Origin of the sequence: Rhodococcus sp. JVH1 (assembly GCF_000280725.2) — a bacterium.
GTDB lineage: Bacteria > Actinomycetota > Actinomycetes > Mycobacteriales > Mycobacteriaceae > Rhodococcus_F > Rhodococcus_F jostii_A.
This window is the reverse complement of sequence record NZ_CP166290.1, coordinates 1030938-1047776: the sequence shown is the minus strand read 5'-3', so window position 1 is coordinate 1047776 and position 16839 is coordinate 1030938. Positions and strand designations below refer to the sequence as shown.

The 16839-nt window shown below is 64.1% G+C and carries 14 protein-coding genes; 6 read left to right on the top strand and 8 right to left on the bottom strand.

Features of this window, described 5'->3' with window-relative positions; all coding sequences use genetic code 11:
- Positions 1-462 precede the first annotated feature (462 nt).
- The 3 genes from JVH1_RS42455 to JVH1_RS42445 are packed head-to-tail and all read left to right on the top strand — an operon-like array spanning position 463 to position 3670.
- Positions 463-1911 carry an aldehyde dehydrogenase family protein gene (locus JVH1_RS42455; protein WP_009475981.1) on the top strand — a complete coding sequence of 483 codons (1449 nt, stop codon included), beginning with the start codon at positions 463-465 and terminating at the stop codon, positions 1909-1911.
- Positions 1908-2612, top strand: coding sequence for a nitroreductase (locus tag JVH1_RS42450; RefSeq protein ID WP_051033708.1), 705 nt, complete (start codon positions 1908-1910; stop codon positions 2610-2612). The genes JVH1_RS42455 and JVH1_RS42450 overlap by 4 nt, the downstream gene beginning before the upstream one ends.
- A gap of 32 nt (positions 2613-2644) precedes the next feature.
- Complete coding sequence (locus JVH1_RS42445; protein ID WP_157174005.1) at positions 2645-3670, top strand: MaoC family dehydratase N-terminal domain-containing protein; 1026 nt, start codon at positions 2645-2647, stop codon at positions 3668-3670.
- Positions 3671-3716: 46 nt separating this feature from the next.
- Here JVH1_RS42445 and JVH1_RS42440 read toward each other — a convergent pair whose 3' ends face one another.
- The 8 genes from JVH1_RS42440 to JVH1_RS42405 form a co-directional block, all read right to left on the bottom strand.
- Positions 3717-5072, bottom strand: coding sequence for an FAD-dependent oxidoreductase (locus JVH1_RS42440; RefSeq protein ID WP_009475984.1), 1356 nt, complete (start codon positions 5070-5072; stop codon positions 3717-3719).
- On the bottom strand, positions 5065-5391 hold the full coding sequence (fdxA, locus tag JVH1_RS42435; RefSeq protein WP_009475985.1) for a ferredoxin: 327 nt from the start codon (positions 5389-5391) through the stop codon (positions 5065-5067). Before fdxA ends, JVH1_RS42440 begins: the two co-directional genes overlap by 8 nt.
- 22 nt (positions 5392-5413) lie before the next feature.
- Entirely contained in the window at positions 5414-5602 is a 189-nt protein-coding gene (locus tag JVH1_RS42430; protein ID WP_009475986.1) for a ferredoxin, read from the bottom strand.
- On the bottom strand, positions 5599-6909 hold the full coding sequence (locus JVH1_RS42425) for a cytochrome P450 (RefSeq protein WP_009475987.1): 1311 nt from the start codon (positions 6907-6909) through the stop codon (positions 5599-5601). The genes JVH1_RS42430 and JVH1_RS42425 overlap by 4 nt, the downstream gene beginning before the upstream one ends.
- Positions 6910-7024: 115 nt before the next feature.
- Positions 7025-7789 (bottom strand): crotonase/enoyl-CoA hydratase family protein, encoded by a 765-nt coding sequence (locus JVH1_RS42420; RefSeq protein WP_043779806.1) that lies wholly within the window; start codon positions 7787-7789, stop codon positions 7025-7027.
- Positions 7789-9423, bottom strand: a complete 1635-nt coding sequence (locus JVH1_RS42415; protein WP_009475989.1) for an AMP-binding protein — start codon at positions 9421-9423, stop codon at positions 7789-7791. Before JVH1_RS42415 ends, JVH1_RS42420 begins: the two co-directional genes overlap by 1 nt.
- 130 nt (positions 9424-9553) lie before the next feature.
- Positions 9554-10033 (bottom strand): PaaI family thioesterase, encoded by a 480-nt coding sequence (locus tag JVH1_RS42410; protein ID WP_009475990.1) that lies wholly within the window; start codon positions 10031-10033, stop codon positions 9554-9556.
- Between the two features lie 141 nt (positions 10034-10174).
- A complete protein-coding gene (locus tag JVH1_RS42405) occupies positions 10175-11545 on the bottom strand; it encodes an MFS transporter (protein WP_043779809.1) in 1371 nt (456 codons plus the stop codon).
- Between the two features lie 947 nt (positions 11546-12492).
- Here JVH1_RS42405 and JVH1_RS42400 point away from each other — a divergent pair.
- The 3 genes from JVH1_RS42400 (at position 12493) to JVH1_RS42390 (ending at position 16632) form a co-directional block, all read left to right on the top strand.
- On the top strand, positions 12493-13272 hold the full coding sequence (locus tag JVH1_RS42400) for an SDR family NAD(P)-dependent oxidoreductase (RefSeq protein WP_009475993.1): 780 nt from the start codon (positions 12493-12495) through the stop codon (positions 13270-13272).
- 1180 nt (positions 13273-14452) lie between these two features.
- Complete coding sequence (locus JVH1_RS42395) at positions 14453-15604, top strand: acyl-CoA dehydrogenase family protein (protein ID WP_043779877.1); 1152 nt, start codon at positions 14453-14455, stop codon at positions 15602-15604.
- Complete coding sequence (locus JVH1_RS42390) at positions 15604-16632, top strand: acyl-CoA dehydrogenase family protein (protein ID WP_043779814.1); 1029 nt, start codon at positions 15604-15606, stop codon at positions 16630-16632. Before JVH1_RS42395 ends, JVH1_RS42390 begins: the two co-directional genes overlap by 1 nt.
- The last annotated feature ends 207 nt before the right edge of the window (positions 16633-16839 follow it).

Genomic DNA, 16839 nt, shown 5'->3' with positions numbered 1-16839 from the left:
TCAGAACATCGTGCCGGTCTGCGGTATTAGCGTTACAGGATGAGGCTTGCTGGCCTTCGACCTAATTGTCGGAGATCGGGCACGACGAACTCGATGATGAGTGTGGCGCACCCTCGATGACGGCCGCCACGAGGCCCACACCATCAGGCGTATTTCGCGACGGGACTGCGGCTGCGTCAGCGGCGAGGACCGAGGCGCGGCCCTATCAATTTCCCCAATCTTGTCTCACAATCTAGGTGATGTGCGCCACTCTGTCCAGTCCTTCGCGCGACAGAGATCGACAACCAGCTTCGGCAATCCCTGCGCCATGCCAGTTTCGAAAATTGGATCCGCCGGTCGTTGACGGCGCAATGTCCCGGTATGTAGATTTGTGAGACACATAGACTTAAAACTGCGAATCGTGGTGCGTCGCCTGTGCGTCGCCTGTGCGTCGCTTAGCCCTCCGCGACCGAAGGAGACTCCATGACTGCTCAAGACTCGCTTACAGCCACTGTGGCATCGAGCGTGATACAGAGTCCGTCGGATGGTCGCGAGCTGGCCCGGGTGCCCGATACCTCCCGGGCCGATGTCGTGGCGATCGCCGCGCGGTTGCGTGGAGCTCAGCCGGAGTGGCTCGCACTAGGGGTGGAGGGCCGGGCACAGTGGTTGCGCCGTTGGAGCGAGTGGCTGGTCGAGCACAATGACAAACTTGTCACTCTCATCCGCGCCGAAACCGGCAAAGCCCCTGGCGACACCGCTGGCGAGCCCGCCTATGGCGCCTCGGTCGCCGAGTACTGGATCGACAACGCCGGAGCGTTCCTCGAGCCCGGGCGCCCGGAGTCGACGAATCCGACGCAGGCCTTGGAGATCCAGTACTGCCCCTATCCGCTGGTGGGTGTCATCTCGCCGTGGAACGGCCCGCTCTCGATGCCGATGCTCGACATCCCCGCGGCCCTGATGGCGGGCTGTGCCGTCATCTCGAAACCCTCCGATCTCACTCCGCTCACGTGGCGGGAAGTCGTGCGGGGCTGGCGTGAAGACCTCGGCGCACCCGACGTGCTGGAATGCGTGCCCGGTGGCGGTGAGACGGGCGCTGCCGTGGTGGACGTTGTGGACATGATTCAGTTCACGGGTTCGGTGCGCACCGGCCGGATCGTGGCATCCCGGGCCGGCGAGCGGCTCATCCCTTGCAGCCTCGAGCTCGGCGGCAAGGACCCGATGATTGTTCTAGCCGACGCCGACCTCGAACGCGCGTCCAACGCGGCGGTCTGGGGCGCCTGCTTCAACGTCGGGCAGGGTTGCAGCTGCGTGGAGCGGGTCTACGTGGAGAGTTCAGCCTACGACGAGTTCGTTCGGCTCCTGACCGAAAAGGCAACACAACTTCGTCAGGGTTCGGGCGATACGGAGACCGTCGATATCGGCGCGATGTCCAGCGAAAATCAGATGCGAATCGTGGAACGGCAGGTAGAGGACGCCGTCCGTGCCGGTGCGCGGATACTCACCGGTGGGCAACGGCGGCCAGGTCCCGGCTGGTATTACCCACCGACCGTTCTGGTCGATGTCGATCACACGATGGATGTCATGCGCGAGGAAACCTTTGGCCCGGTCATCCCGGTCATGCGGGTGGCAGACGCCGATGAGGCCGTCCGTCTTGCCAACGACTCCGACTTTGGCCTTTGTGGGAGCGTGTGGACGCGCGACCGGGCTCGCGGGATCGCGATAGCGGATCTGGTGGAAGTAGGCGGAATATGCGTGAACGACGTCTGCTCCACCAACTTCCAGCTGTCGCTTCCGTCCGGCGGGTGGAAGAACTCCGGTGTCGGCAGCAGGTTCGGCGGCGAATCGGGTATCAAGAAGTACACCCGGCCCAGGGTCGTGCTCAGCACGACCGAGGAACCGGCGAAGGAACCGCATTGGTACCCGGTGGGATGATCTCGCCCGACGCCCCTCCCGAACAGCGGCCGGCCACGGCGGTGCTGCGCTCGCTGATGACGTCCCGGTGCAGCACTCGCGGGTTCACGGCCGAGCCTGTGGCGCGGGATCGGATCGAGACCCTGCTCGACCTCGCACGGCTCGCTCCATCATGGTGCAACACCCAGCCGTGGCATGTCGTCGTGACCGAGGGCGCCGGAACGGAGCGGTTCCGCTCCGCGTTAGCAGAGCATGCCGCCGACCATGAGCCCCGACCCGACTTCGCTTTTCCTGCAAAGAACTCCGTTATCAGCGCTGAACGTCGCCGCCAATGCGCCCGGCAACTCTACGCCGCGGTGGGGGTCGAGTGGGGCGACCGTGACTCGTCCGCGCGCGAGGCAGCGCGGAACTTCGAGTTTTTCGGCGCCCTGCACGTCGCAGTCGTGTCCAGTCCTGCCGAGCTCGGGATATACGGCGCGGTCGACTGCGGCCTGTACGTGCAGAGCTTCCTGCTTGCCGCGGAAGGTCTCGGACTCGACGCCGTCCCGCAGGCCGCCCTCGCCGTTCACTCGGAGTTCGTCCGCAAGCACCTGGGAATACCCGCCGATCACCGCGTCGTGTGCGGAATCTCGTTCGGACATCGTGACGAGGCGCACCCCGCGAACACCTTCCGCACCCCACGCACATCGACCGAGGATTACGTCCTCTGGAGGACACGATGACAACCGCCACCCGAACCGGCAATGATGAACATGTGACGTGCAAAAGCTGGGATGAGGTCTCCGTCGACGACGCGCTGCCCGAACTGCGCTACCCGATCACCCTCAAGACATTGCTCCTACAGTCGGTCGGCAATCGGGACTTCTTTCCCTACCACCACAACCGTGACTTCACCCAGAAGCTGGGGATACGAGACGCATTCGTCAACACGACGTTCTTCCAGGCCCTGTTCGGCCGCTACGTGACGGACTGGTCGGGACCGGAATCCGTGCTCGTTTCGATGACACTGCGCATGCGCGACCAGCTCTGCCCCGGCGACACCGCAATCGTCGCGGGCCGCGTCACCGATCGCTCCGCAGACACCACTCGCGCCCTCGTTACCGTCGACCTCGACCTACACAACGAACACGGCCCGGTAGCGAGCTGCACGGTCGTGCTGGTGATGCCGTCGGCCGACCTGGGTCCGGTAGTGGTGCAGATGCCCCCTGCGGCCCCCGAACCGCAACGCCTCGACGGCACGCCGGAGCAGGCGATCGCCGAACTGGGCCGCCGCATCGAACGGGACGGGCCGTATCCCGTCAGCGAAGCACAGATCATGTACTGGTGCGAGATGGTCCGCGATGGCCACCCCGGCTATGTCGACGGCGATTTCGCGACATCGCACGGTGGGGTCGTCGCACCGGCACAGTCGCTCATCATGTGGGCGCAACCGCGGGCAACGCAGATGGGCCTCGACTGGGATCACCCTGATGTCGACCTGCCCGATCAGAGACCGTGGCCGGAGCCGGCGGGTGGGCGACCGTTCGAATTCCGGGTGACGGGCACGACTGACATCATCGTCCAGGACGTGCACTGCGAGTTCGGTGAGCCGCTACGTCCGGGCGACCGCGTGACAGCGTCCTGCGAACTCATTTCCTGCTCGGGCCTCAAGCGCACCCGGTTGGGCGACGGGTACTTCGTGACGAGCCTGGAGGTATACCGCAATCAGCATGGCACGGTGGTGGGACACACTGTCATGACGATGCTGCAGTACGGGCCACCACCGAGTGATCGGCAGTAACACAGAGGAACCCGGGCAGTCTGGACGACGCCCGGGTTCCTCTGTGTTACTGCTCTGTCGAACCGGCCACGGCGAGCAGGTGTTCCATACTCGTCAGTTTGACGCGCGGACGTTGCTGTGCGACACCGAGACCGCGCTCCCGCTCATCGATGAGTATCCAACCCTGATAGTCGGTAACCACCCCACCATCGGCAGCCAGGTCGTCGTGGAACGACTCCGTGTGCCCTGGGGGATTCACCAGAAGACCCGCGTCGAAATCCTCGAGGAGTTGCTGGGCGGTTTCGACCGCGTCCTTGCGGTTCGTGCCGATGACGCCTGACGGTCCTCGCTTGGCCCACCCCGCAACGTAGACACCAGGTGACACCCTCCCCTGCTTGTGCCGAAATACTCCGCGACCGGCTTCGTACGGCACCGTCGCGATCGGCCGTGCCACGTAACCCGTGGCAGCGATCACGAGTGCCGTCGCGAGGGTCTCGGTGGTGTCGGTAGCAACGGCGAAGGTGGTGCCGTCGTCCCGGACACGCAATTCCGTGCGCGCGAGCGTGATTCCCTCGACCGCCGATTCTCCGACCACCTCGACGGGTGCAGCGAAGAACCTGAGGACCACTCGGATTCGCCGCCCTTCCGTACGCCGCCCGCCCAGATCCCGGTAGAGGTCGGCGAGCGGTGCGTCGGGGTGGTCGGATGCCGGGCCGAATGCCCGCAGATGCTCGTCCATCCAGTCGTGCGCTCCGGGAACGATGACGTCGACATCTTCCATGCCCGCCAGTTCCGTGAGCTCGGCTCGCGTGAACGCGGCTTGGGCGGGTCCCCGTCTACCGACCACAACGATCTCCGAAATACGCGACGCGGAGAGCACATCGACGGCATGATCCGCAATGTCGGTGGATCTCAGCGCCTCGATCCGACTTGCCAGGATTCGGGTGATGTCGAGTGCGACGTTACCGTTCCCCACGATCACGACGCGCTCGCCCGACACCTCGAGATGCCGATCCGAGTGCTCGGGGTGACCGTTGTACCACGGCACCACATCCGCGGCGGTGTGGAAACCCGACAGTCCTTCACCCGGGATGCCCAGTGGCCGTGGGACAGGTGCGCCGGTGGCGTACACGACCGCATGATGTCGCGCGGCGAGGGTCGCATGGTCGATATCGTCGCCGATCGTCACCCCGCCGTGGAAACAAACCGACGGAGAAGCGGCGATCTTGTCGAACACGCGCGTGACCGCTTTGATGTGCTGGTGGTCCGGCGCGACGCCGGCACGGACGAGTCCGTAGGGTGTGGGCAACCGATCGATCAACTCGACGTGGACACCGGTACCCTTCTCCCGCACCAGCGTGTCTGCGGTGTAGAAGCCGGCCGGCCCGGCGCCGACGATCGCGACTCGGAGGATGTCAGTCACGGTCGGCTCCGCGCGGAAGCGACGCAACGAATGCAACGTCCCGGTCGGTCAGGTCCACGTCCGTGGCACCACCCGGAGCGCCGATGTCGTCGAAGAACTGCTCGTTGGCCGCCCGGAATGCGACCAGGGGGTCGGGCAGGTCGTGTTCGTTGTAGATGGCGCGCTGGGGGCACACCGGAAGGCACGCAGCGCATTCGATGCACTCCTGCGGATTGATGTATGCCATCCGCCCGCCCTCGTAGATGCAGTCGACCGGGCACTCCTGCATGCAGGATTTGTCCAGGCAGTCCACACACGCCTGCGTCACCACGTATGCCATGGCACTTACCTCCTTCTGCGGTTCAGCGGATGTCGATCGCGCGCTCGGGACAGGCCGCCGCACCCTTGCGGGCCGATTCCTCCAACCCAGCAGCGATGTCACCGGATCCGATCTGGTTGTAGCCGAAGTCATCGATCTCATAGACCTCGGGCGCCGCCATGAAACATCGCGCGTGCCCTGTACAGGCGTCTTTGTTCACCTCGATCCTCATGCCGTCACCTCCACGCGGTCCCCGTACGTCCGCTCGTCGGGCCGCGTGACGATCCGCTCGCCCGGGGTGAAGGTCGCGCGCACGCTGGCCCATCCGGCCATGCCTGCCTGATTGGCGTTGCGGTGCGCCGCCGTTTCATCGACCAGGTAGTCCGGCATGCGCACGAGGACCTGCCCGACCAGATGTTGGAGGACGTAGCGGGCGAGGTGCATCCCCGGGCAGCGATGGATGCCGAGGCCGAAGGCGACGTGCCGGTTCGGGAATCGGTCGAGGACGACGGTGTCGGCGTTTGGGAACTCGTCCTCGTCCCAGCACGCGGACGCCTCGCTGACCAGCACCCGGTCACCGGCTTTCATCGGGCAGCCCCCGACCTCGACGTCCTGGGCGACCGTGCGGCCGTGTCCGAGGACCGGTGGGTACCGCCGCAGGAATTCGTCCACCGCAGTCCCCCACAGTTCCGGGTTTTGCCGGAGTTCCTCGCGATGGTCGGGGTGTTGGTGCAGGTGCACGAGGGTCGAAGTGGACCCGGATGCGGTGGTGTCGACGCCGCCGGCAATGAGAAGGCGCACCATCGCCTCGGCCATCTCGGCCGTCATGGGCTCGCCGTCGATCTTCTGTGCCACCAGGTAGGACATGGCATCCTCACGCGGGGTGCCCTCTGCCAGTTCCCGGCGGCGAATCGCGATCTCCTCGGTGATGCGGCGCGCCTGGAACACGGCGATGTCGGCGAACGCCTTCTGGGCACGCTCCGACTCCGGCGGATAGCCCACGGCATCGTGGAAGCTCTCGCTGATCCGGCGCCAGTCTTCACTCGGGAAGCCGAGCCACTCCAGAACTACCGCTCCGATCACCGGTGATGCCAAGTCGTAGACGAGGTCACATTCACCTGTTTCGATGACCTGGTCGAGGTGCCAGTCCACCCAGTAGCGGGCGCGCGCGCTGAGCGGGCCCTCCTGCACCTTCTGCAGCGACAGCACGCCGTTGAGCAGACGGCGGTATGGCAGGAAGTCCGGCGGGTCGAGTTCTTCGGGAACCTGAATCTTAAACGGGGACGGCGGAATACTCAGATTCGTCAGATCGGGCGTCTCGGGGTTCCGGGCCGTGGTGAACGACTTGTAATCCTGGAACACCTTCGACACGTGCTCATGCTTGGTCACGATCCAGTAGCCGCCGTGCTCCTCCGACCACGCCACGGGGCAGGAGTTCCGTAACTCCCTGTAGGCGTCCTCCGGAGCGTTACCGTCGGCCAGGAAGTGGTGGTTGAAGTCGACTGCGCTGCGCTGCTGCTGATCGGGTTGGGTCGTCACGAGTCCTCCGCTGGGGTCGTTGTGCGCGACGGGGTGCGGCGAACATACGCCCGACGCCTATTTTGGATCAGTACGTCTCAATACTAAGTGGCTCGGGTCACATGTCAAGCAGCCGTCATCGTCCGGTCCATTGCGGGGCCCGTCTTTCGATGAACGACCGCACCCCCTCACGGGCATCCTCCGCCGCCATCACCGGCTCCCAGGCAGAGTCCTGCTCACTCCAGCCGTCAGCGTATGCCCAGCTCGCACTGGCTCCCGCGATTCGTTTGGTCGCCGCGAGAGCCAGAGGTCCGTTCCCTGCGATCCGGTTCGCGAGCCGGAGCGCGGTCTCGAGCGCTTCGCCGTCCGGCACTGCCCGGGTAATCAGACCGAGAGCGGCAGCACGCTCGCCGTCGATAGGGTCGCCGGTCAGCAGCATCTCCATCGCGACCGCGTACGGGATCCGGCGGGGAAGCAGCAGTGCGCCGCCCCCGCCCGCGACGAGCGACAGCTGCACCTCGGGTAGTCCGAATTTCGCGGTCCTGCCTGCGACGACGAGGTCACAGGCGAGCATCAGCTCGAATCCGCCCGCGAGCGCCCACCCTTCCACCGCCGCGATCACCGGCTTACGCGGCGCAGACTTCGTGATTCCGCACAGCCCGCGGTCACCGACGACCGGCCACTCCCCGCGTTGCCAAGCCGCGAGATCCATCCCCGACGAGAAGCACCCGTCGGCGCCAGTAATGACGGCGACGCGCAGGTCGTCGTCGGCATCGAGTTCGTCGACAGCGGCGGCCACGGCGTGCGCGACCGCTTCGTCGATCGCGTTCCTCACCTCGGGACGATTGATGGTGATGACCTGCACCGCATCCCGACGTTCGACCAGCACAGGGGCGGACATCAGCGCTTCACCAGCTGAAGGTCGGAGCTGTTGCGATCCCAGGTCGACGGCGTGCATCCCTCGCCGCGGAGCTGAAACTTCAGCACTCGACCCAGCGGATTCTTGGGCAGCGCGTCCCGAAATTCAACATATCGGGGCACGGCGAAGTATGGGACGTAGTCGATCGACCACGTACACAAGTTCTCTGCCGTAAGAGTGGCACCGGGCCTGAGGACAACAGTCACCTTGACATCGTCCTCGGCGATCTCACTCGGGACCGAGTGTACGGCGACCTCGGCGATGTCAGGGTGCCGCATGAACGTCGACTCCATCTCGAAGCTGGAGATGTTCTCACCGCCCCGCCGCAGGTAGTCCTTCTTCCTGTCCGCGAAGAAGAAGTTACCCTGCTCGTCGAAGCGTCCCAGGTCGCCCGTGTGAAACCAGAGGTTGCGCATGACAGCCGCGGTGGCTTCGGGGCGATTCCAGTACCCCTCGAACATCACATGCGGCCGCTTCGGTCGCGCCACGATCTCCCCGACCTCGCCAGGTGGCAGTTCGCGGTCCGCCTCGTCGACGATTCGGACGTCGAAGTCATCGTTTCGACGGCCGCAAGCGTCAGGCACCGGAAACTCAGTCAATGGAGCAGACACGATCATCGCGGCTTCGGAATTGCCGTAGCCGGGAGCGCCCGCCACTTCGACGCCGAACCGCTCCCGCCATGCCTGCACCATGTCGTGCCGGAATGGTGCGCCGAGCGCGATTCGCAGCTGGCCGTGGCACCGCGCCATCGCATCGGTCTCGGGCATCTGGGCAATCAACGGGATCATCACTCCGAGGAGGCTGACCATCCGCGCATTGCTGCGTTCGATCTCATCCCAAAAGCGCGACACCGAGAAGCGCGGATAGACGCTGATGGTCCCCTGGAGCATCGCGGTCGACAAGACGGACCCAGCCGCGGCATTGACGTGAAAGAGCGGCAAGGGTGTCCACAGTGTCTCGTCCGCACGTCGCGTCGACATCGCGGTCACCTGTCGAGCCAAATTGCCGGCGTAGTTGTGGCTGATCATGCAGCCCTTGGCCGGTCCTGTCGTGCCCGCGGTGTAGATCAGCATCGAGAGATCAGACGGGTCGGGCGCCGAGCCCGGGTCGCGCGTATCGCCGCTGTCGAGGTCGTCGAGGTCCGTGACCCGTAGTCGGGTGCACCGCCCGCTCGCCGGCAGCGGCCCGCGCACGTACAGGTGCGCAACATCGGGCAGACCGTCCGATATGGCGAGAATGCGTTCGGCGTAGTCGGATTCGGCGATGACTAGCCGAGCACGCGCGTCAGCGATTTGGTGCCGCAGGAATTCGCCTTTGTACGCAGTGTTGACGGGCACGCTGACAGCGCCGGCGGCATTGATCGCAAACCAGGAAGTCACGGCGTCGAGACTGTTGTCGAGGACCGTGACCACGGTGTCGCCGCCGCCGATGCCTCGGGCACGCAGTCCATTGGCCATACTCATAACCCGAGTGAAAAATGACGCGTACGTAGAGGTGTCTCCGCTGAAATCGAGGAACACGGTATCCGGCGACATCTCAGCCGCGATTCGGAGTACCCCCGTCGTCGTGACCTGCTCCCCTGTCGACCAACCGGGGGAAAATGCCGTTTGGGCCATGCAACTCTCCTTCGTCTGTCGTATCAGGGTCGGCCGCGCGACGGGCTACAGACCCCTCGTATTTTGATACAGATAGTCTCAGCGTAACGCGGGTCACACTGTCGGTCAAAGAGCGGTAAGCAGTCGTTCTCTACGTACGATGCGGACTGCCTTCCACATCCATGCCACTCGGCCTCGCGAGCGCCCCCACTGCCATCGCGCCGTTAACCTTGGTCGTAAGGCGGCCCTCGGCGTCATAGACGGCCACCCGCACGAAAGCGAGGCTGCGGCCGATTCGGTCGACCTGCGCGTCGAAGGCCAACGGGGCAAGGTTCGGGAGATGGAACTCCGACGTCAGCGTCGCAGTGACCGGTAGTCGGTCACCCGAGATCGAACGCACGGTCACGGCCCCAAAACAATGATCGGCCGCCGCCAGGACCAATCCGCCGTGGACTGCCCCGTTCGGATTGAGGGGCCATGGAGAGGCAGCCATGACGAACGAGGCGCGGCCGACGTCGATCCGTGTGCATTCGAGCCCGAGACAAGCGCTGACGGCCATCCCGTTGGCCCAATCCAGCCACAAGCGTTCGTCGGCGCCGGGACGCGGAGGTGTGATGGCGGTATCAATCATGCATGCATCCTAGGCTTCTGTGAACGAGTGTTCACACGGTTGTCACCTGAGCATGTCTGCGCCGCCGGTAACCCCGGAACACGCGTAGCGGGCACCGGCCTATGGGGCCCATGCCCGCTACGAGGAGGGGATCCGCTCAGCTCAGGCGGCAGCAGGCTCCGGCAGAGGAAGTTCCTCGCGTCCCGTCCTCTTGGATAAAGTCACGAGCCCCAGCAGCGCCAGAGAAACCGCAGCGGTCGCCGCGGGCACGCTGGCGAACATGAAGATCGCCTTCGAGCTCATGCCCGAACTAAGCATGAGACCACCGATTGCTGGTCCGATCACCGAGCCGACGCGTCCGATGCCATATGCCCATCCGATTCCGGTCGAGCGCATGGGTGACGGGTAGATCGATGCCGCGACCGCCGTGACGCAGATTTGCGTGCCGATCGCGCCGAAACCAACTGCGAAGATCGCGATGAGCATGGGCACCAGGTTCCCCAGGGTCATGGAGGTGACGAGGATCGCGACGGCGGCGAGGAGGAAGCCACCGACCAGCATCGAGTACTTAGCGCGGACACGGTCGTAGAAGATGCCGAACAGCGAGCCACCGACCAGGCCGCCGAACGTGCACAGCGTCGACGACGCGACGGCGAGCTGAGAGTCGAGGCCGGCGTTTGCAAAGACGGAGGGTAACCAGCTGAAGATGAAAAGGCTCAACAAAAGTGCGCTGAAGAAGACGCACCACAGGAGAAGGGTGCTCACGGCTCTACCGTCGGTGAACAGCGAGCGGAGGGGGGCTTTGACGGTGTCCTTCTGCGGTACGAAGAAATCGTCTTCAGGATTGACCGTGACAGTCCTGTCAATCTTGGACAGGGACTCGATGATGATCTCCCGCGGAGCCCGAGTGGCGACGAGGAACTGGATAGACTCAGGGAGCATCCGCACCGAGACGGCCACGAGGACAACCGAGCAGAGGCCGCCGAGAACAAAGACAGACGGCCAGCCGAACGCGGGGATCATCAGGGTGGCCACGAACCCACCGATGAATCCGCCGCCGGCAAGTCCGCAGCTCACTGCGGTCACCAGCGCTGTGCGCGACCGCGCCGGCGCCAACTCCGAGCCCAACGCAAGAAGGATCGATGGGACCGCGCCGAGTCCGAGGCCTGCGATGAACCGAAGAACCGCCATCTGCTCTACGTTCTGGGCGAACGCCGCAGCGAACGTGAAGAGACCGAAGAGCAGCGAGCCGGCGATCAACATCTTCCGCCGGCCGAAGCGGTCCGCCAACGGAGCAATGAACAGGGAGCTCAAAATCATGCCGATGAGCCCGGAGAGAACCACTGGGGTAAAGCTCGACGGCGCGATCCCCCAATCCTTCGAGATTGCAGGTGTGACGAAACCTAGAGTGAGACTGTCGAATCCATCCACAAGGCCCAACGCGACAGTAAGAATCAAGGCGCGCTTCTGGGTCTTCGATATCGGCGCGTCGTCTACAATCTGCTGAACATTGTGAGTGCGTGCTGACTGCATGGGCTTTCCTTCAGGGAAGGGCACGGTGCCAGGGTGAACGAGATGGATCAATCGCCGAACCTCGCTGCTGCAAGATCGGCTGCAAAGCCGTGAGCCGAAGAGTGGCCGCAGAGATGCGCCCAGCCCGGCGCATTCCCGCAAATCAATCCGGAGGTGTGGGCCGAAGAGTCAGCTTCATGAGATGAATCCCTACGTCCTGCGGAAAGCCGCCCACGTCTTCTTTCTGAGCTTATGTGTATCATTATTAAGTGACTCGGAGCACAAAGTCAACGCTTTGCCTTGAATCACCGACGCCGCAGCCGGGAAGCACCGCCGCCACGCCGCACTGGAGTCGATCTGCCGATGCCGGCCACTGAACGCAGTGGAGCCAGTAACAGCAGGGCGAGGTCAATTCACTAGCGGTGGGCACAGCAGCGATCTAAGTCCATGCGCAGGCGCCAACCATGTTGTTGGTGATGGAGGCCCATTCCGCACCGTCGAAGCTTTGCCCTTCGGAGGGCGACCCGCAAAGTGCGTCGACCAGGGAAGCCGACGATCGCCGCCATAGCCCAGGAGGGCTAGATGCATCGCCTGGGGCTTGATGCCCCCGACTGGTGGCGCTCGCAGCGATGCTGGGGAATTCCTGGGCACCCACTCGCGATGACCACCGACTTGATGGAGGACGGGGTGACGTCGACGACGACTCCACGGCCGCACTGCGGGCCGAAGCAAGCCCGCCCGACGGACCCGACCAGCGCCTTACGCGGATCGCCACAAAGCGACTGCGCTCGCCAGCGGTCAACCTTCGCCCGACTCGATGACTATCCTTCCAACCGCCCACTCCTTATAATTTGATCCCGACCGTCTCAGTATAATGGGCGCGGCGCAGCGCGGCCCCCGGATGCTGCTCACCCGGAGAGGTGTCACTTGCCGTTCGCCAGGATCACTAAGAGGAAGTTGGAAATCGGATGATGTTCGATCTGGAAGGGAAGGCCGTCCTAGTCACCGGGGGCGCCTCCGGTATCGGTCTGGCGGTCTCACGGGCTGCGGCCGAACAGGGCATGTCGATCGCTGTACTGGACGTCAACGTCGAGGCAGTTGAAAGAGCGACGACCGAGCTGCGGGGGCGAGGCGTGCAGTGCCACGGGCTCACCGTCGACGTATCGGACTCAGCCGCTGTGGCCCGGGCGGTCGAGGCCGCGGAAGCCCAGTTGGGATCGCTCGAGGGATTGGTCGCGTGTGCCGGCATCTCCCAGAACACGCCGGTCGTCGATATGCCGGACGAGGAGTGGGACCGCGTCATGAGTGTCAACCTGCGAGGCGTGTTCGCAATCTCCCGCGAGGTGGGTCGTCGCATGGTCGAGCGCCAGCGAGGATCGATCGTGATAATTGGGTCGACCGATAGCATCGGGGGGCACTTGAACCATGCGGCGTACGCGGCCACCAAGCATGCCGTGGCCGGATTCGCCAAGAGCGCCGCGATCGAATGGGGCCGTGCGGGCGTTCGGGTCAACGTCGTGGCCCCCGGAGGTGTGGACACTCCGCTGCTGCGCCGGGCGCATGACGACGCGTCCGTCACGCGTCGCCTGCTGTACAACATCCCGCTCGGTCGACTCTCCCAGCCCAGGGAACAGGCAAGCGCATGCATGTTCATGCTTTCCGCCGCGGCGTCCTACATCAGCGGCACCACCCTGTGCGTCGACGGCGGACTGACCACGGGCTTCTTCTACAACGACCAGGTGAACTGATCGAGCGGCGGACGAGCGGCCCGGAACGAGCGAGGCCAAGAAGCAGCTTGGCCAGCCCAACCCTCCATCAAGACCGTAACTTCCGCCGCCGAAACAAAAGCACACTGGCGCTGAACACCACCGCGAGGACGACCCGCAGCTACCCCTTCAGGTATATCCGAACCCCGAGTCTGACACCCCTGCAACTAACGGCACGCCCAATGTCGGCACGTCCCTCACACCGCACATCGGAACTGATCAGCGGCGGGCCAACCGTTGACCTCACACGCCGAAGTCGGTATTTTTGCGACATATGGTCGCTTAAAGGCTCGGGGGCTTAATCACCATCCGAGGTGTTACGCGACGACTCGACCGGACAGAGTTCGGTCGAGCTGCACAGGATTACTCGAAGGATGCGTAAGTGACGAGCACAACCTGGATCGGAGTTCCGTCGGTGACGCGCCGCCTGCCTCGAACTACCCCATCGCACTCAATACCTCGCTTCTGCAGTCGGTCGGAACGGACGAGGCACTCGCCGCGCTGGGTCATCGGACCGAGAGGAAGAGACCATACTGAGTGAACGAGCGCAGACCGCGTACGGTGTGAGGCAGTCAGAGACCCAAGTTACGTTGAGCGCAACTTCGCCAGCACGCACGGTGGCATCGTTCATCCAGCCTCACGCGCAAACCGAGAGGTTAGACGCCGCTGCCTCTTCTACTCCACCGAAGGTTGCCGCGCGAAGGCATCGGCGTGTTAGTCGGAAGCGGCGGTCTACCGCCAGCGCGCTTGTCAGAAACCCAGATCAAGTTCTTCCACTCATGATAGTGACCGACATGTTCGAATCAACGAGAACGACTTCGCATTCACCCACATCGAACCGTGGCGGTGAAGGAGCAGGCCCGTCAAGCCCAGGCAGTTCCGTACTGGACACAGCGATACGTGACTACCGACTCCAACGTCGCCGTCGACTTGCGCACGCTCACAGCGCCGCTCCTGGACTCAACGACGCCACGGAGCTTGTGCGGCTCGCCGAAATGTGGGCACCATTCGGCGGAGTTCCTGCTGACCAAATATTTGTAAAGTATGGACTTACTCGGGAAACTTTCGACGCTCGTCTAGAGCGCGCACTCGTCCAGTTAGGTTACGCGCCAACTGAGATCAACGATTTGTTAGCCTCTCCTTCTGAATGGAACAACCCATGATGACCAACCGCAGACTGGTTCCTCCGGTCTCCACCGACCCCCACGCCCTGGATGACCTGCGCGCCGATGTCCGTGACTTTCTTGCCGATCAACTCGGCCGACGAGAGATCTGCCGACAGGTCGACTCGTGGCTGACAGGCTGGGACGAGGACTTCACACGCGCATTGGCGGACCGCGGATGGCTTGGCATGACTGTGCCCGTCGAGTACGGCGGTCACGGCCGTAACCACTCCGAGAGGTTCGTTGTTACTGAGGAACTGGTGGCAGCCGGCGCACCAGTGGCCGCGCACTGGATCGCGGACCGGCAGATCGTGCCGTCGCTGCTCAAGTACGGCACGGAGATCCAGAAGCAAAAGTATCTGTCGGCAATCGCGAACGGGGAGTGTTACTTCGGCATCGGCATGAGCGAGCCAGACTCGGGATCGGATCTGGCGAGCGTGCGCACCAAGGCCACCCGAGTCGACGGCGGCTGGTCCGTTACCGGTGCCAAGGTGTGGACCTCCGGTGCACACAAGGCCGACGCGTTCATCTGCCTCGCCCGTACTACCCCGGTCGATCCCACGCAGCGTCACAGCGGACTGAGCCAGTTCCTGGTCGACCTGCGGTCCCCCGGCATCGATATCCGGCCCATCGTCTCAATGAACGGGCAGCACCACTTCAATGAGGTTCTCCTCGACGAGGTCTTCGTCGACGATGACATGGTGTTCGGCGAGATCGGCAACGGATGGCAGCAGGTCACCTCCGAACTGAGCTTCGAACGTAGCGGTCCGGAACGCTTCCTGTCCACGTTCACGCTTCTCGCCGAGACCGCAGAGCAGATGCGCCAGGACACCCTGCCAAGGCACAGCGACCTCGGGCGGTACCTCGCGAGAGTCGCTGGATTGCACCAGATGTCGACTGCCGTCGCAAGTGCACTCGAGCGCGATGAACCAGCCCATATCGCCGCAGCCCTGGTCAAAGTCCTGGGCACGTCCACCGAAGGCGACATCGCCGATTTCGCGGACCTGCTCACCGGTAATTGCACAGCGGACCAGGTCGAATACCAAATGATGCTGAACGACGCGATAGTCCAACGCCCCGGATTTACGCTCCGCGGCGGCACCAACGAGGTATTGCGCGGGGTAGTCGCGCGAGGATTGGGGATGCGCTGATGCCCACACCAACCACCGTCGACCAGGATCTCGTAGAGATGATGTCCTCGTTGTTCGCGAACCACCGGGAACACCACGCACCCGAAATCGGCACTGCCAGGCTGGATATCGGACTATGGAACCATCTCGACGAGCTGGGCCTGGTCCGGTTCACCGGCCGGGAAGAGTACGGCGGTAGCGGTGCCAGCTGGTTCGAAGCAGCGGAACTGCTGCGTGCCACCGCGTGGAACGGTGTCCGCGTACCTCTTCCCGAACATGACTTGCTTGCCGGCTGGTTGCTCGATGTCGCCGGACTTGCCGTCGACGAAAAACGCCGCACCGTCTGCGTACTCGACGACAACGGTACCGCGTCCGGAGTGCCGTGGGCCGCGGCGTCCGAGAAAGTGGTCACTGTGTGGCGGCAATCCGGAACCTACCGAGTCGCCGACGTCGAGACCTCCGCGCTGACTGTCACCACCGGCGCCAACATCGCGAACGAACCGCGCGACACCGTCGCCGCCGACATCACGACCCTCGCGGGTACACCAGTCGCCGACGCCGTGATCGATCAGCTCCGGCTGCGCGGCGCCCTTGTGCGCGGTCTGCAAGTGTGCGCGGCGCTCGAACGCATCCTCGATCTGTCGATCGCCCACACCACCGAACGCATCCAGTTCGGCCGGGCGCTCGCCCAATTCCAAGCTGTACAGAACCTGGTCGCTGACATCGCCGCCGAAACCTCGCTTGCTCGTGCCGCCACCGACGCGGCCCTCATCCAGGCAGTCCGCACCGACTGGTCCGGAACGAACCTCGAGTTTCCCATCGCCGTCGCCCGCTCCTGCGCCGGCCACGCCGCGTCAGTCGTCGTCCGCAACGCCCATCAGGTGCATGGGGCGATCGGAACGACCCGCGAGCACCGCTTGCACGAGTTCACGAACTCTGCCCTGGCGTGGCGCTCGGAATTCGGCTCCGTCCACCATTGGGACGACACGCTCACCACCGCCGCCGTTAGCGCCGGCCGCAAGGACCTCTGGAGGCTCATCACCGGATGACGGCACCTCAGGTCCTACAGCCGGATCTTCCGTAGAAATCCACCGATGTCGGACACGGGTCTTCCACATCTTCACTATGGCACCCGCCCCTTCCAACACTGCTCCGCTATCCCACACCGCAAACCCACAGCTGCAACAGCTAGTCAGAATCTCGCCCAACGACATAGATCAGACCGAATTCGTCGGCGCCTGCGTCCTCAATCGCCT

Coding starts and splice junctions, on each gene's coding strand:
- JVH1_RS42455 (WP_009475981.1), top strand. CDS start 463: ATGACTGCTCAAGACTCGCTTACAGCCACTGTGGCATCGAGCGTGATA.
- JVH1_RS42450 (WP_051033708.1), top strand. CDS start 1,908: ATGATCTCGCCCGACGCCCCTCCCGAACAGCGGCCGGCCACGGCGGTG.
- fdxA (WP_009475985.1), bottom strand. CDS start 5,391: ATGGCATACGTGGTGACGCAGGCGTGTGTGGACTGCCTGGACAAATCC.
- JVH1_RS42430 (WP_009475986.1), bottom strand. CDS start 5,602: ATGAGGATCGAGGTGAACAAAGACGCCTGTACAGGGCACGCGCGATGT.
- JVH1_RS42420 (WP_043779806.1), bottom strand. CDS start 7,789: ATGTCCGCCCCTGTGCTGGTCGAACGTCGGGATGCGGTGCAGGTCATC.
- JVH1_RS42415 (WP_009475989.1), bottom strand. CDS start 9,423: ATGGCCCAAACGGCATTTTCCCCCGGTTGGTCGACAGGGGAGCAGGTC.
- JVH1_RS42410 (WP_009475990.1), bottom strand. CDS start 10,033: ATGATTGATACCGCCATCACACCTCCGCGTCCCGGCGCCGACGAACGC.
- JVH1_RS42405 (WP_043779809.1), bottom strand. CDS start 11,545: ATGCAGTCAGCACGCACTCACAATGTTCAGCAGATTGTAGACGACGCG.
- JVH1_RS42400 (WP_009475993.1), top strand. CDS start 12,493: ATGATGTTCGATCTGGAAGGGAAGGCCGTCCTAGTCACCGGGGGCGCC.
- JVH1_RS42395 (WP_043779877.1), top strand. CDS start 14,453: ATGACCAACCGCAGACTGGTTCCTCCGGTCTCCACCGACCCCCACGCC.
- JVH1_RS42390 (WP_043779814.1), top strand. CDS start 15,604: ATGCCCACACCAACCACCGTCGACCAGGATCTCGTAGAGATGATGTCC.